This window comes from Streptomyces sp. DSM 40750 (assembly GCF_024612035.1).
In the GTDB taxonomy this organism is placed as follows: domain Bacteria; phylum Actinomycetota; class Actinomycetes; order Streptomycetales; family Streptomycetaceae; genus Streptomyces.
In genome coordinates, this window is sequence record NZ_CP102513.1 from 10,313,683 (window position 1) to 10,328,049 (window position 14,367).

At 72.2% G+C, this 14,367-nt stretch carries 12 protein-coding genes; 6 read left to right on the forward strand and 6 right to left on the reverse strand.

Annotated features, from left to right (window positions below; genetic code table 11):
* Nucleotides 1-9: 9 nt before the first annotated feature.
* Nucleotides 10-915, forward strand: coding sequence for a polysaccharide deacetylase family protein (locus JIX55_RS45180; RefSeq protein ID WP_257569015.1), 906 nt, complete (start codon nt 10-12; stop codon nt 913-915).
* Here the strand turns inward: JIX55_RS45180 and hemC are convergent.
* Genes hemC through JIX55_RS45200 form a run of 4 tightly spaced genes read right to left on the reverse strand, consistent with a single transcriptional unit; the run spans nt 893 to nt 7,015 of the window.
* The gene (gene hemC / locus JIX55_RS45185; protein ID WP_257569016.1) at nt 893-1,825 is read right to left on the reverse strand and encodes a hydroxymethylbilane synthase; all 933 of its coding nucleotides are present in this window, start codon (nt 1,823-1,825) and stop codon (nt 893-895) included. The genes JIX55_RS45180 and hemC overlap by 23 nt on opposite strands.
* Before the next feature lie 17 nt (nt 1,826-1,842).
* On the reverse strand, nt 1,843-4,068 hold the full coding sequence (locus JIX55_RS45190; protein WP_257569017.1) for a bifunctional serine/threonine-protein kinase/ABC transporter substrate-binding protein: 2,226 nt from the start codon (nt 4,066-4,068) through the stop codon (nt 1,843-1,845).
* The gene (locus tag JIX55_RS45195; protein ID WP_257569018.1) at nt 4,068-6,371 is read right to left on the reverse strand and encodes a bifunctional serine/threonine-protein kinase/ABC transporter substrate-binding protein; all 2,304 of its coding nucleotides are present in this window, start codon (nt 6,369-6,371) and stop codon (nt 4,068-4,070) included. The genes JIX55_RS45190 and JIX55_RS45195 overlap by 1 nt, the downstream gene beginning before the upstream one ends.
* Nucleotides 6,371-7,015 carry a hypothetical protein gene (locus JIX55_RS45200; protein WP_257569019.1) on the reverse strand — a complete coding sequence of 215 codons (645 nt, stop codon included), beginning with the start codon at nt 7,013-7,015 and terminating at the stop codon, nt 6,371-6,373. Before JIX55_RS45200 ends, JIX55_RS45195 begins: the two co-directional genes overlap by 1 nt.
* A gap of 361 nt (nt 7,016-7,376) precedes the next feature.
* On the opposite strand from JIX55_RS45200, the gene JIX55_RS45205 reads away from it, so the two are divergent.
* Genes JIX55_RS45205 through JIX55_RS45225 form a run of 5 tightly spaced genes read left to right on the forward strand, consistent with a single transcriptional unit; the run spans nt 7,377 to nt 11,157 of the window.
* Nucleotides 7,377-8,945 (forward strand): phytoene desaturase family protein, encoded by a 1,569-nt coding sequence (locus JIX55_RS45205; RefSeq protein WP_257569020.1) that lies wholly within the window; start codon nt 7,377-7,379, stop codon nt 8,943-8,945.
* Nucleotides 8,942-9,883 carry a fatty acid desaturase gene (locus tag JIX55_RS45210; RefSeq protein WP_257569021.1) on the forward strand — a complete coding sequence of 314 codons (942 nt, stop codon included), beginning with the start codon at nt 8,942-8,944 and terminating at the stop codon, nt 9,881-9,883. Before JIX55_RS45205 ends, JIX55_RS45210 begins: the two co-directional genes overlap by 4 nt.
* Nucleotides 9,876-10,490 carry a TetR/AcrR family transcriptional regulator gene (locus tag JIX55_RS45215; protein WP_257569022.1) on the forward strand — a complete coding sequence of 205 codons (615 nt, stop codon included), beginning with the start codon at nt 9,876-9,878 and terminating at the stop codon, nt 10,488-10,490. Before JIX55_RS45210 ends, JIX55_RS45215 begins: the two co-directional genes overlap by 8 nt.
* A complete protein-coding gene (locus JIX55_RS45220) occupies nt 10,487-10,642 on the forward strand; it encodes a hypothetical protein (RefSeq protein WP_257569023.1) in 156 nt (51 codons plus the stop codon). Before JIX55_RS45215 ends, JIX55_RS45220 begins: the two co-directional genes overlap by 4 nt.
* Complete coding sequence (locus JIX55_RS45225; protein ID WP_257569024.1) at nt 10,639-11,157, forward strand: GNAT family N-acetyltransferase; 519 nt, start codon at nt 10,639-10,641, stop codon at nt 11,155-11,157. Before JIX55_RS45220 ends, JIX55_RS45225 begins: the two co-directional genes overlap by 4 nt.
* A 106-nt stretch (nt 11,158-11,263) precedes the next feature.
* Here JIX55_RS45225 and JIX55_RS45230 read toward each other — a convergent pair whose 3' ends face one another.
* Together JIX55_RS45230 and JIX55_RS45235 are read right to left on the reverse strand one after the other, a co-directional pair.
* A complete protein-coding gene (locus JIX55_RS45230) occupies nt 11,264-11,707 on the reverse strand; it encodes a hypothetical protein (RefSeq protein ID WP_257569025.1) in 444 nt (147 codons plus the stop codon).
* Between the two features lie 73 nt (nt 11,708-11,780).
* Complete coding sequence (locus JIX55_RS45235; RefSeq protein WP_443046674.1) at nt 11,781-14,018, reverse strand: SpoIIE family protein phosphatase; 2,238 nt, start codon at nt 14,016-14,018, stop codon at nt 11,781-11,783.
* Nucleotides 14,019-14,367 lie beyond the last annotated feature (349 nt).

Sequence of the window (14,367 nt, forward strand, 5' to 3'; positions counted from 1 at the left end):
ACTGCCGGCATGGATGGAGACGCTGTCGCCCCCGTGGCCGTCACACCGTCGGTGAAGTCGAGTGAGTGGCTGGGACACCCGCCGGACGCCCGCCTGCTGATCGTCAACTGCGACGACTTCGGGATGTATCCCGCGATCAACACGGCGGTGGTGGAGTCGATCGAGCAGGGGATCGCCAGTTCCTGCAGTCTGATGGTTCCGTGTCCGGCGGCTACGGACGCCATGCGACTGCTCGCCCGACGGCCCGGGATTCCGTTCGGGATCCATCTCACCCTGGTCCGCGACTCGGCCCGGTACCGCTGGGGACCGGTGACCGCCAGGGCGAAGGTGCCCTCCCTGCTGGACGAGACGGGTGAGCTGTTCGTGCCGACACCCGCCGGACGGACCGCTCTGCTGGGCCAAGCACGGCCCGACGAGGTCGAGTTGGAGTTCCGCGCGCAGATCGACGCCGTCGCCGACGCGGGGCTCGCGCCGACCCACCTGGACTTCCACTGCCTGGCCGACGGGGGACGCGACGACATCCTCGACCTGACGGTGGGGCTGGCCGCCGAGTACGGCCTCGCGGCGCGGGTCTGGCTGGAACCCGGACGTCGCGCGATGCGGCAGCGGGGGTTGCCGGTCGTCGACAACGACTTCCTGGACAGCTTCTCCCTCGGCACCGAGGGGAAGGCCACCCAGTACCGTCGGCTGCTGCGCGAGCTGCCGACCGGGCTGAACGAATGGGCCGTCCATCCCGGTCTCGGCGACCCGGACTCGCGGGCCGTCGACGACGGCTGGCTCGTTCGCCGTACGGACTACGAGTTCCTCACGTCGCCACAGGCCCACGAAGCCCTGAACCAGGAGGGCATCGTCGTGATCGACTACCGGACGGTCCAGGAAGCCTGGGCGCGGGTCAGTGGGGAATGCCGTCGATGAGGTCCCGCGCGCCCTGGCGGAGCAGGGCGACCGCGACGGAGGTGCCGAGGGTCGCCGGATCCAGTCGGCCGGCCCATTCGTGGGCGTTGAGGACGGTCTTGCCGTCCGGGGTGAACACGCAGGCACGGAGGGAGAGTTCGCCGTTGCGTTCGGTGCGGGCGAATCCGGCGATGGGGCTGTTGCAGTGGCCCTGTAGAACGTGCAGGAACATGCGTTCGGCGAGGGTTTCGCGGTGGGTGTCCGGGTCGCCGAGCCCGCTGACCGTGTCGATGGTGTCGGTGTCGTCCTCGCGGCACTGGAGCGCCAGGACACCCGCGCCGATCGGCGGCATCATCGTCTCGACGGACAGGATCTCGCTGATCACATCCGCGCGGCCGATCCGCTCCAGCCCGGACGCGGCCAGCAGCAGGGCGTCCGCCTCACCGGCGGCGAGCTTCTCCAGGCGGCGGTTGGCGTTGCCGCGGAACGGGATGCAGTCCAAGTGGGGGTGCGAAGCGGCGAGTTGAGCGGTGCGCCGTACGGAGGAGGTGCCGATACGGGTGCCCGCGGGCAGCTCGTCCAGGGTGCGCCCGGCGGGGTCCACCAGGGCGTCACGGATGTCGTCGCGCCTGAGGAACGCGGCGAACATCGTGCCGGCGGGAAGGGGCCGGTCGGCGGGAATGTCCTTCACGCAGTGGACGGCGAGATCGGCCTCACCGGCGACGAGCGCCGCGTCGACCTCCTTGGTGAACGCGCCCTTGCCCTCGACTTTGGCGAGGTCCCCCATCCACTTGTCGCCGGTCGTCTTCACCGGCACCACTTCGGTACGAAGTGCCGGGTGAAGCACGGCCAGTTCGGCACGGACACGCTCCACCTGGGCCAGAGCCATGGGCGAGTCCCGGGAAACGATACGAATCAGGTCCTGCGGCATGAAGGCACGATAGCCCCTCATACGTCCGCCTTCTGATACTGCCCCAGAAAGTCGAACTCCCCTTCGGCCGTGCGGAAGAGGAACAGCGCATCGCTGTTGTATCCCTTGTCCGTGGTGTACGCCACGGTCCGGCTGATGCCCTGGTAGTCCACCTCGTGCATACGGCGCACGATCGCACCGCGTTCCACCAGCGCCGAGTCCTCGCTCGCACACACCTCGGCCAGGAACAGCACCGCGTCGTACGCCTCCGCCGCGTACCAGCCGGGACGTTCGCCGTACCGTGCCCGGTACGCCTCGGTGAAGGAACGGGCCGCCGGAGCGGCCGTCGGATCGATGAACGTCGTGGCGAAGACCCACCCGTCGGCGGCCGCGCCCGCCCTCTTCAAGAACCGTGTGCCGAAGGCCCGTTGGGTAGCGACCCGTGCCCCGGAGAACCCGGCCTCCCGCAGCGCGGACGCGAAGGCACCCGCCCGTTCCTGGCCTCCGCTGAAGACGACCGCGTCCGCGCCCGCCGCCATGACCTGCCCGGCGAGCGCGGTGTGATCGAGCCTCCCGGCGCCGACACTCGTGACGGCCGTGTCCCTCCCGTCGCGGCTCAGTGCCCGCTGGATGTAGTTGCAGAGGGTCCAGGCGAAGTCGCCCTCGGCCCGGTCCTCGACGAGGAACAGCTTGCGGGCGTCGACGGAGCCCGTGAGATAGACATTGCACGGGGCGGCGAGCAGGTCCTCGGTGGGCGACAACTGCGCATGCGACCGGAGGGTCGTCGGACCGGCCTCCGAGATCTGCGGCGGTACCCCCACCGACACCGAGACGACGGGCATCACGGCCTTCGTGTACGTGGTCTCCGCCGCGAGGAAACACGCGTCCGTGGTCGGACCCAGCACCGCCAGGACCCGCTCGTCCTCCACCAGCCGTACCGCCCGGTCCAGCGTCCGGTCGGGCTCGCCCCCGTCGTCGTACGCGCGCAGCCTCAGCCGTAGCGGCCGGGTGCCGTCGGCGTTGACGTGCGCGACGGCCAGCCGGGCCCCGTTGAGCTGAGCGCGGCCGATCTCGCCGGCCGCCCCGGAGAGGTCGCCCTGGAAGGCCACGGCGAGTTCGGTGCGCGGGGCGGACGAGGGCGAGGCACCCGCGCCGGCCCTCTGGCCGTCCCGGCCGCTCCACCACCAGGCCCCGCCGCCGGCCGCCAGCACCCCGGCCGCCCCCGTGGAACCGAGCATCAGGAAACGGCGGCGGCTCATGGCCGAAGCGCCGGGCTCCGGTTCCTTCAGGGACGTCACCGTCACCACGTCGGCGCTCGCCGACTCGTTCGCGCGCGCGGTCGGGGTCGGCGCGGATACCCGGGTCGGCTCGATCGCCCCCATCGCGAGCACCGCCGCGGACCGGTCCGCGATCAGCCGGGCCACCGGCTCCGGCAGCCACCGCTCCCGGTCGGCGGGGACGGCCGCGTCCAGTGCAGCACCGGCGTCGACGGCGGTAGGCCGCCGCGCCGGATCCTTGTCCAGGCACGCCCGTACGACCGGCTCCAGCGCGGCCGGGATCCCGTCCAGCTCCGGCTCGTCGTAGACCGTGCGCAACAGCATCCCGGCGACCGCGCCACCGCCGAACGGCCGTACGCCGGTCGCGGCGAAGGCCAGGACACAGCCCAGCGAGAACATGTCACTGGGCGGGCCGATCCCGGCGCCGCGCGCCCGAGCCTGCTCGGGCGACAGGAATCCGGGTGAGCCCACGATGACACCGGTGGATGTGAGCGCCGTACTGTCCGGGGCGCGCGCGATGCCGAAGTCGATCAGGCGTGGACCGTCCGGCGCCAGCAGCACGTTGCCCGGCTTCACATCGCGGTGCACCAGCCCCGTCCGGTGGACGGCGTCCAGTGCCTCGGCGAGCCGCAACCCCAGCACGCACACGGCCACGGGGGACAACGGCCCGTGTTCCTCCAGCACTTCCGCGAGGGAGGGGCCCGGGACGAACGCGGTCGCCAGCCACGGATCCTCCGCGTCGGCGTCCGCGTCCAGCAGGGGGACCACCCAAGGACTGTCGACCTGCCGGGCCACCTCTATCTCCCGGCGGAACCGGGCCCGGAACCCCGCGTCGCCGGCATGGGAGGCCCGTACGACCTTGACCGCGGCGAAGGCCCCACCCGGCGCCCGGGCCAGGAACACGACGCCCATGCCGCCGGCGCCGAGCCGCCGCAGCAGGCGGTAGTCGCCCAGCCGCGACGGATCGGCGGTACGCAGCGGTTCCATCAGGCCGTCAGCGGCGCGGGGCCGCCGTATACGAACGCCCCGCGCTCGACGCGCCAGAGGAAGCCGCCGGTGCCGTCGATGACCGGCAGACCGGTCTTCTGGAACGCGTACGTCCTGGTGATGCCCTGGTACTCGACGGCTCGCAGGGCGGCGAGGAGTTCCTCGCGGGTGCGGTTCTTCGACGGCAGGTCCGTCAGCGACTTCAGCACCATGGACGTCACGTCGTACGCCTCGGCCGCGTACCAGGGCGGCGCCTCCTTCCACCGTTTCCGGTACGCGTCGGCGAACGCCTTCGTCCGGGGCCCCCGTGCCGCGTCGACGACCGGTGTGACGACGGTCCAGCCCTCGGCGGCCTCCTTCGCCGTCGTGAGGAAACGCGGGTCGAGCAGGGCTGGTCCGGAGGCGCGGGCGCCGGAGACGCCTCGTTCGTGCAGCGCCCGGGCGAACGACGCGGCCCGGTCGGGCAGTCCGGCGAAGGCGAAGGAGTCGGTGTCGGCGGCCAGCAGATCGTCCACCGCGTCGTCGAAGCCGGACCGCATGGCGCTGACCACCCGCGGCAGATACGGCTGCCCGGCTGCGTGCAGTTGTCTGCTCAGCGTGCTGCTGACCTCCCAGCCGTAGCTGTCGGCCGCCCGGTCGACGACGACACCGACCTTGCGCGGGCGGGTGCCGCGCAGGACCACATCGATGTAGACGGACAGCACCGAGTCGGGCAGCCGCGCGTGCAGGAACGAGCGGAAGCCCTGCACGGACAGGCCGATGGCGCCGGGGGACACCGCGACCACGGGCAGGAGGCCGGCGTCGTACACCGCCAGCGCCGACTGGGCGGTCGCGTCCGTGGTCGGACCGACCACGGCGAGCACCGACGCGTCGTCGGCGAGCCGCTTCGCGAACCGGGCCGCCTCGGCCGGGTCGCCGGCGTCGTCCACGGCCCGCACGTCCACCTGGAAGGGGGCGTCGTCCCGGGCGTTGAACTCCGCGACGGCCAGCCGCAGTCCGCGTTCCTGGGCCTTCCCGGTGGTGCTGTGGTCGCCACTGAGGTCGCCGTGCAGCGCGACGGTGTAGGCGGGGCGCCGGGAGGAGGCGGAGGCGGCCGCCTTCTTGCCGTCCGAGCCGCCGTCCCGGCCCACGGCCCACCAGGACGCGCCGCCACCCGCGGCGAGGACCGCGCCTGCGCCCGCGAGGAGGAGGACGCGACGCCGTGCGGGCGCTACGGGGGTATCCGCGGCTACGGGGAGGGTGTCGGCGTCACCGTGCCCGGGACCGGTCCCGCTCCGGGAGCCGCCGCCCGAGCCGCCGCCCGAGCCGCCGCCCGGGTCGGCGTCCGGGTGGGCGTTCACCCGCGCTGTGTCGACCGAGATCTCCGTGTGGTCGATGTCCGGTAGCGTGAGCGCTTCGGTCGAACGGCGGGCGATCAGCCGGATGACCTCTTCGGGGAGCCAGGAGACGGGGGCGCTGCCCGGCGTATCCGCGGGGAGCGGATCATCCGCCGAGTCTCCGGGAAGCAGTTCCCGTACCAGTTCCTCGACCTCGGGCCGTCGGGCCGGGTCCTTCTCCAGGCAGCGGGACAGGAGTTCGCCGAGCGCCGCCGGGACGCCGTCGAGGTCGGCGGGGTCGTGCACGGCCCGGTACAGGAGGGCGTCGAGTGCCCCCGTGCCGAACGGCGGGCGGCCCGTCGCGGCGAACGCCAGGACACAGCCGAGGGAGAAGACGTCGCTGGGCGCGCCGATGGTCTGGCCGCCGCGCCCCTCTGCCTGCTCCGGCGAGAGGTAGCCGGGCGTGCCGACCACGAGCCCCGTCGCGGTGAGCGCCGTGTCCTCGGGCGCCCTGGCTATACCGAAGTCGATGAGCCGGGGCCCGTCCGGGGCGAGCAGGACGTTGCCCGGCTTGAGGTCCCTGTGGACCAGCCCGGCCCGGTGGACCTCGTCCAGCGCCAGGGCCAGCCGGCCGCCGAGGATCCGCACCCCGTGCTCGGTGAGCGGCCCGTGCGCGGCCACCGCCTCGGCCAGGGACGGACCCGGCACATACGCCGTCGCCAGCCACGGCGCCTCCGCGTCCGGGTCGGCATCGACCAGCGGCACCGCCCAGGGGGTGCCGATGCGCCGGGCGACCTCGACCTCACGCCGGAACCGCTGCCGGAAACCCGCGTCCTCGGCGTACTCCGCCGCCAGAACCTTCAGTGCCACCAGCGAACCGCCCGGCGTACGCGCGAGGTACACGACACCCATGCCGCCGACGCCGAGCCGGCCGAGCAGACGGTGGTCGGCGACCCGCGCCGGGTCGGAAGAACGCAGTCGCTCCATCAGCCCTCGCCTCCGCCCAGCTCGTATCTCACCCGGTCGAGCATGGTGGTGGTGCCACGCGTCACGTACTGCTCCAGTTCGCTGTCGGTGTAGCCCTCGGCGCCCTTCAGCGACACCGCCACAGTCACCTGTCCGAGCCGGGTGACCATCCACCGGTACGTTTCCTTGCCGGTGCCGGTCAGATAGGCGCCCGTCTCGTAGACCGAGTCGTCGGCGTAGTTGTTGCCGCGCACGCCGAAGGGCGTGCCCACGGACATCAGTTCCGCGATCCGCTCGTCGGCGCGTACCTGCTGCTCGGGACAGCGCAGCGACTCCTCCACGGTCTCGGACAGTTCGTCGTCGGCACCGAGCACCGTGGTGTGCACCGTCACGGCGGCCGTCACCTTGACCGTGCCGCGCTTTCCGGCGCCCGGTAGTTCGCTGTAGAGGGACAGCGAGGCGAGCACGCCGTCGGGCAGGGCCCGGCGCTGCCACCGGCACTCCTCGTCCAGTACGGCGAGGGTGCCCTCGGCGCTGCGAGCGAGCGGTTGCGCCTCGAAGCCCGCGCCCCAGTCCTGCGGCTGCATCACGACCGCCTCCGCGAGCGTGGCGCCCTGCTCCCTCGAACGCGGTACGCGATCCGTGTCCGCCTCGAACGGCGTCACGGACGGTGTCGCCGAAGGCTCCGCGCCTTCCGCCGACGCCTGTCCCGAAGCGGAAGCGGCAGCGGAAGAAGCCGAGGACCCCGAATCCCTGCCACCGGGCTCGGCCGCCGTGTCCGCCGCCCCGGCGCTGCACCCACCGAGCAGCACCGCAGCCGCGGTCCCCGACGCGGCGGCCCTCAGCCGCCAACCGCCTCTTCGCCCAGCTGATTTGTCGTCCATCGCCGCCCCCTCCACCGCAGTACCCCGTGCGTGACCGGTGATCGTACAGAGGTACGCATTCGGGGCGTGAGCGGTTCCCGCGAGTCCCTTCGCACACGCCCGAAGCGTTGACGCCGAGCAGGAACTACCCCACTCTGAACGAATGTTCAGAACGGTTGTTCAGAACTCGGGGCGGTGCGCGGACGGTTGTGCCCACGAGTGCGCCCATACGTGTGCCGACGTAGCGGTGATCGGCGGTGGCATGGCCGGCATGGCGACGGCGCTGCGGTTGCAGGCGGCGGGACTGTCCACGGTCGTGCTGGAAGCGCACGGCCACGCGGGCGGGTGCGCCGGCTACTACCGCAGGCGCGGCTTCTCCTTCGACGTCGGTGCGACCACCCTGGTCGACTTCGGCCCCGGAGGCGTCGGCCGCGAACTCCTCGACAGCGTCGGGATTCCACCGCTGGACGCCCAGGAACTACCGGGCTACCGAGCGCATTTGCCGGACCGGCAGGTCGTCCTCCACCGCGACCAGGCGACCTGGCACGCCGAACGGCTGCGCAAGCTGGGCGACAGCGAGCGGCATCGTGCGTTCTGGGCCCTGCTCGACCGGCTCGCGCACACCTTCTGGCGGGCCAGCCGAGCGGGCGTACGGCTGCCGATCCGCGGCCCCGCCGACGTGGTGCAGGCCCTGCGGGCGGTCGGGGTGTCCGGACTCCCCCACGCCCGCCATCTGAACCGGACCCTCGGCGACGCGCTGCGCGAGCACGGCCTGCGCGGGGACGCCGCGCTGGTCGGACTGCTCGCCATGCTGGTCGAGGACACCGTGCACACGGGAGTCGACGACGCGCCCCTGATCAACGCGGCGCTCGGGGTGACCATCCGAGGTGCGGGACTCAGCAGGCACAACGGCGGCATGCACGGCTTCTGGCGCGTGCTGGTCCGGCACTATCGGGAGCTGGGAGGCTCGCTCCGGACCGCCTGCCGCGTCACGCACGTGGAAGGCGGGCCGGGTGCCTATCGATTGACGACCCGTCAAGGATCTCGTCAGGGAACCGTCCACGCCCGCCGGATCGTCTGCGCGGTACCCGCCGCCACCACGGCCACGATCTGCGCCGGACTCCCCGTCGCCCGCAGACTCCGCGGATACCTGGAACGCGACGCGGACGCGCTCGGCGGCGCGACCGTCCTCTTCCTCGGCGTCCCCGAATCCGAGGTCGGCGCACAGGAGTTGACCCATCACCAACTCCTCCAGTCCTACGACCGTCCCCTGGGCGACGGCAACAACATGTTCGTCTCCGTGTCCGCACCCGGGGACACGCTCAGCGCACCGCCCGGCCACCGCGCCGTGATGATCTCCACCCACACCGACCTCGCCGACTGGCGCGACCTCGACCCGGCGGCGTACGAGCAACGCAAGAAGGAGACCGGCGAAGGGCTCCTCGCCCATGCGCGGCGAGCGTACCCCCGGCTCGGGGAGCGCGCCGTGATCGCCCAGACCGGAACGCCCCGCAGCTACGAACGGTTCGGTTTCCGTCCGGGAGGCGCGGTCGGCGGCGTACGCCAGCGCCTCACCAACACCAACCAGCACGCCATTCCGCACGACCTCGGCGGCCCCGGCCTCTGGCTGGTCGGCGACTCGACCTGGCCGGGCCTCGGCACGGTCGCCTGTGTGCTGGGCAGCCGCATCGTGGCCGAAGGCATGCTGAGGGAGAAGGGACACGGCAGATGACCACACCTGACGATGCGACTGATGCCGCTGATACGGCTGGTGCGACTGATGCCTCCGGGTCCGCCCGGCCCGCCGATGCCGCCGGGCCCGCCGATGCCGCCGGGCCCGTCGACGGACCCCAGGGCCTCGGGGGACACGCAGGATCTCCGGCGCCCGGCCTGCCGACCCTGGCCGAACTCGGCGAGGACCTGCTCGTCACCACGGGCCGGCAGCGGACCTTCGCGCTGATCCGCCCCGGCGCCGGAGTACTGGTCTTCGCGGGCGCGGTGTGGCTCGGCTGGTGGTGGCTGACCCCCGTGATCGTCTTCGGGATCTTCGTCGCCGTCGTGACCGTCACCCACGACGTGGTGCACCGCACGATCGGCCTCTCGCCACGGGCCACCGACTGGGCACTGTTCGCGATGGGGCTGGCCCTGCTGGAGAGCGGGCACGCCTACCGCGCCACCCACACCCAGCACCACCGCCTCTTCCCGCACCCCGACGACCCCGAGGGCTACCCGGCCGAACTGTCACTGCTGGGCGCGGTCTGCTACGGCCCCGTCTTCCTCGTACGTCTGTGGTTCTGGTCCTACCGGCGCGGACGGGACCGCCGCTGGCTGCTGGCGGAGGCCGCGGCCCCGCTCGCCGCGCTCACCGGGGGAGTGCTGCTCCTGCCGTACACGCCGGGACTCCTGGTCTATACGGTGATGGCGATCGTCGGGAGCTGGGTGTACCCCCTCCTGACGGTGTATCTGCCGCACCACGACTACGGAGACACCCCGTTGACGCAGACCCGCACCCTGCGCGGGAGGATCATCCCCGCCGTCTTCCTGGAGCTCACGTACCACCTGGAACACCACCTCTACCCGCGTGTGCCCAGCCACCACCTGCCGGAGCTGGCACGCAGGCTCGAAGGCCACTTCGCCGCCCAGGGAGTACGGCCGGTGCGCGTTGTCTGACACCCGCGACACCCGTGACCGCGTCCTGGAAGCCGCCCTCGTCTGCCTGGTCCGCAACGGCTACGGCGGGACCACCGCGCGGGCGATAGCCCAGGCCGGCGGCTTCGCACCCGGGGTGATCTACTACCACTTCGCAGACCTGGACGACCTGCTGGTGGCGGCCCTGGAACGCACCAGCGGAGCCCGCATCGACCGCTACCGAGCCGAACTGTCCGGCATCGACCGGGCCGTGCCCGCCATCGCGCGGCTGCGCGAGCTGTACGACGAGGACACCGCGACCGGGCACATCGCCGCCGTCCAGGAGCTGTACGCGGGGGCCAGGCCCGGAACGCGACTGGCCGCCCAACTCGCCCTCGAAACCCGCAAGTGGGAGGAGCTGGCCGAGGAACTGCTCACGGTCCTCCTGCGCGGCAAACCCCTCGCGTCCGTCGTGCGGGTGCGCGTACTCGCCGGCGCGGCGGTGGCGTTCTACCTCGGTATGGAGACCCTCACCCACCTCGACGGCGACCGCTCGCGCCCGGCGACCCTCTTCGACCAGGGAGCCCGACTCGCCGCGATCTTCGACCGCGTACCCCGCCTGAAACGACGGGCACGCCGGGTGAGATGAACGATTGTCCCGCCGGTGATCGGGCGGCCCACGCGGCGGACGTCGTCGCCCCGAAGACGAAGACGATGACGAAGACGATGACGAAGACGATGACGAAGACGATGACGAAGACGAAGACGAAGACGAAGACGAAGACGAAGGAGAACCGGTGAACCGCCACGACGGATCCCCGTCACCCACCCCACGACTCGCCTTCCGTCAGATGACCGAGGACGACCTCGACGACATGGCCGCGCTTCTCGGCGACCCGGGCGTGATGCGGCACTACCCACGGCCCAAGACCCGGGAGGAGTCCCTGGCCTGGATCAACTGGAACCAGCGCCTCTACCGCCAGGAGGGATGCGGACTCTGGCTGGTCACCCTCCGCGCCACCGGCGAGTTCGTCGGCGACTGCGGCCTGACCCCTCAGGAAGTCGAAGGAGTCACCGACCTGGAGGTCGGCTACCGTGTCCGGTCCGACCTCCAGGGGAACGGTTACGCCACCGAGGCCGCGGCCGCCTGCCGCGACCACGCCCGCGATGTCCTCCATGCGAAGCGACTCATAGCGATCATCCGCCCCGACAACCGGCCCTCCCAACGCGTCGCGGAGAAGATCGGCCTCCCCTTCGAACGCGACGCCGTCTCCCGCTCGGGCCTCCCTGTCCGCGTCCACGCCACGCGCTTGTGACGACCACTGGACGGCGACCTTTTCCCGCACGTCATTCCGGGGACCCGACGTCTCACCGGCGAGGAACTTCCCCACGTGAACAGGAGGGTGTCGGCGCGCCTCGGCTTCAACCGGCGTAGACCCTGCCCTGCTTCACGAGGAAGTGGGTGGGGTCGGAGCAGCCGGGGGACGGTGTGACCAGCAGGCTCACGGTCAGTGGGGCGGGCTCGGTGCCGGCGGTCGAGAACTGGCAGACGGCGCCCTTGCCCGTGAGCGGATACCAGAACCAGCCGTTCACGTCGCCCACGGTCACGCGGTCAGATTCCTTCCAGGCGCCGCCGGACCGCGTGTACACCTGTAGGCGCACGGAGGCGGCGTACTCGTCCTCCGTCGAACGCAGTGCGGTCAGGGTGATCTTGTAGTCGGAGCCGAGGACGGACGAGGCGATCTGCCGCGTCTGCGGCGCGGCGGTGTCCGCGTTCGAGGCGCCGGCGCCGGCGGCTCCCAGGGCGGCAGCCATCACGACCGTGAGTGCTGCGGCGGTGCGGCGGCGGGTGCGGGCCAAGCTCATGTGTTCCCCCGTTGGAACGAGTCGGTATAAGGGTTGAATTGTTCTGCTCGGTGATGAAGACGGGCAACAAGGATCAAAGGTTGTACGGCCGACCAGTTGGCGGACCAGTTGGCCGACGAGTTGGCCGATCGCCGTCGCTTCGCCGCCGGTGTTCTCGGACGGGGCGGATGAGGAGGAGCGCGATGTCGTCGCTGCGTGGAGCGGAGCGGCGGGCGTGCTGGATGAGGATGTCGGCGACGGTGTCCATGGCGCGGGGTTCGGATCGGGTGAGTACCTGGGCGAGGTCGTCGACCGCTTCGTCGATGTCGGTGCCGGGAGCCTCGACGAGTCCGTCGGTGTAGAGGGCCAGCACGGAGCCCGGGGGCAGCGGGATCTCGGTGGACGCGTAGGTGGCGTCGGGGTCGATGCCGAGGAGGAGCCCGGGTGGCAGACGGAGGGGCTCGGTGCGGCCGTCGGGATGGCGCAGCAGCGGTGGAGGGTGTCCGGCGGTGGCCAGGCAGGCGCGGTGGGCGGCGAGGTCCAGGTGGACGTAGAGGCAGCTGGTGAACAGGCCGGGGTCGAGATCGGTGAGCAGGCGGTTGGTGCGGGCGAGGACCTCGCCGGGCGGGGCGCCGGCGGTGGCGTGGACGGCGGTGCGGACCTGTCCCATGAGGGCGGCGGCGTTGACGTTGTGGCCCTGCACGTCGCCGATGGCCGCGGCCGCCGTGGTGGTGTCGAGGCGGATGAGGTCGTAGAAGTCGCCGCCGACGTCCATGCCACGGGTGGCCGGGAGGTAGCGGGCGGCCACGTCCAGACCGGGGACGTGGGGCAGGGTGTGGGGCAGCAGGCCTGCCTGGAGGTTGTGGGCGAGCTGCTGCTTGGTGTCGTACAGGCGGGCCCGGTCCAGGGCCTGGGCGATCAGTCCGGCGGTGGAGACGAGGACGGCGCGCTCCTCCGAGGCGAAGGGATGGGGCCGCTCGTAGGCCAGGACGAGGGAGCCGACCGGGCGCCCCGAGGTGATCAGGGGAAGGAAGGCCCAGGCCGCCATGTCGTCCTGGAGGACCGCCGGGGGATAGTCGCGCTCGAGGTCGGCGAACGTGCCGAAGAAGGCGGGAACGCCCGTGGTCAGGGTACGCACGGCGGGGGTGTCCGCGGTGAGCGGGACGGCGTCGAAGCGTTCCATGAGCTGGGCGGTGTAACCGCGGTAGCCGATGATCCGCAGCCGGCCCTCCTCCGCGGTCATCACGGCGAGGGCCGCGGCGCCGAAGGCGGGCAGGAGCTGGTCGGCGACGTGGTCGACCACGTCGCGTACACCGACGGCTTCGGTGAGTGTGGCGGCCAGATGCATCAGGTCGTACAGGAAGGCGGCCCGCCCGTGCGCGGCGGGCAACGACGGACGCGCCCGGGGCGCGGGCGTGACCGGGGCGTGGACGTGGGCCGAGTGGGTCGGCGCGATGCGGACGCTGATACCGGAGGCGTCCGGCACGAGGCTGAAGGACAGCCAGCGGTCCGGCGGGCGCAGGGCGATGAAGGACACCGGTTCGCGGCTGAGTATGGCCGCCCGGTAGCTGTCTTCGGTGGTCGGGTCCGCCAGCCAGCGGAGGGCCTCCCACGGCTTGGCGCCCAGCAGGTCGGGGATGTCGGCGCCGAGCAGTTCGGCGGCCTTGGTGCTGACGAAGGCGATCCGTCCGTCCACGTCCAGCGAGCAGCAGCCGTCGGGGATGCGCTCGGCGAAGTCGACCGCGGCCTGCGCCTCGGCCGGTCCCGCGGTCCGGCCCCGCGGCGGGGACAGCATCACCGGCTCGTCGGCGGGCCGCACCGGGCTGCCGTCGTCGGCCGCCTGCCGCAGAAGTCGGCCCAGCCGGTGACAGACGCCGGTGATCGCCTTCCGCTCCCGGGCGCTGGGCTGCGGCGGGTGCGAGGCGGGCCACTGCAGCACCAGGCCGCCCCAGGTGTCCGCGCCCGTGGTGAGGGGGGCGGCGGCCAGCGTGAAGCGGTACGGCACGATCAGCGCCAGCCGGGGGTAGCGGCGCGCCAGCTCCTCCTGGCCGCTCACCCACACGAGCCGGCGCTCCCGTACCGCGTCGGACACCGGAGTGGAGGACTCCAGCGCCACCCGCGCCCAGGGCATGGAGATCTCCCACGGGACGCCGCCCAGCACCGCCAGTTGCAGCACCGACTCGTCCGGCGGCAGCAGATACACCGCCGTCACCGATGTGCCGTTCTCCCGGGCGACCTCGACCAACGTCGATTCCAGCACCTGCGGACCCCGGCCCCCGCCGCGCCCGACGGCACCAGGATCAGGCACGTCCTCACCCTCCCCGGACCGCATGGCCAAGAGGCGCGGAACCCGGCAGCAGGGCCGCGTACCAAGTGCACCGAAGGTCACCCATATGCGGACCATACGCCTACCCCGTGATGGCGGCACGGCGCCGCTGAAACAGGTGGCCGCCGCCCGACCAAGGAACGCACGTACTCTGCGCTGCCAATCCTTGCCGTCGGCGAGGACTGGCGGATCGGTACGGGCCACACCGACGCGAGCGTCGACCCCCGTACCAAGGCGTTCACCGCCGCGTTCCGAGCCCGCCGCGCAGCCGCGCCCGGTCCCTGGGCGGCCGAGGCGTACGACGCCGTCCGGTCGCCGCCCACGGCCTCGCCGACATCGGCGACGACGGCCGCTC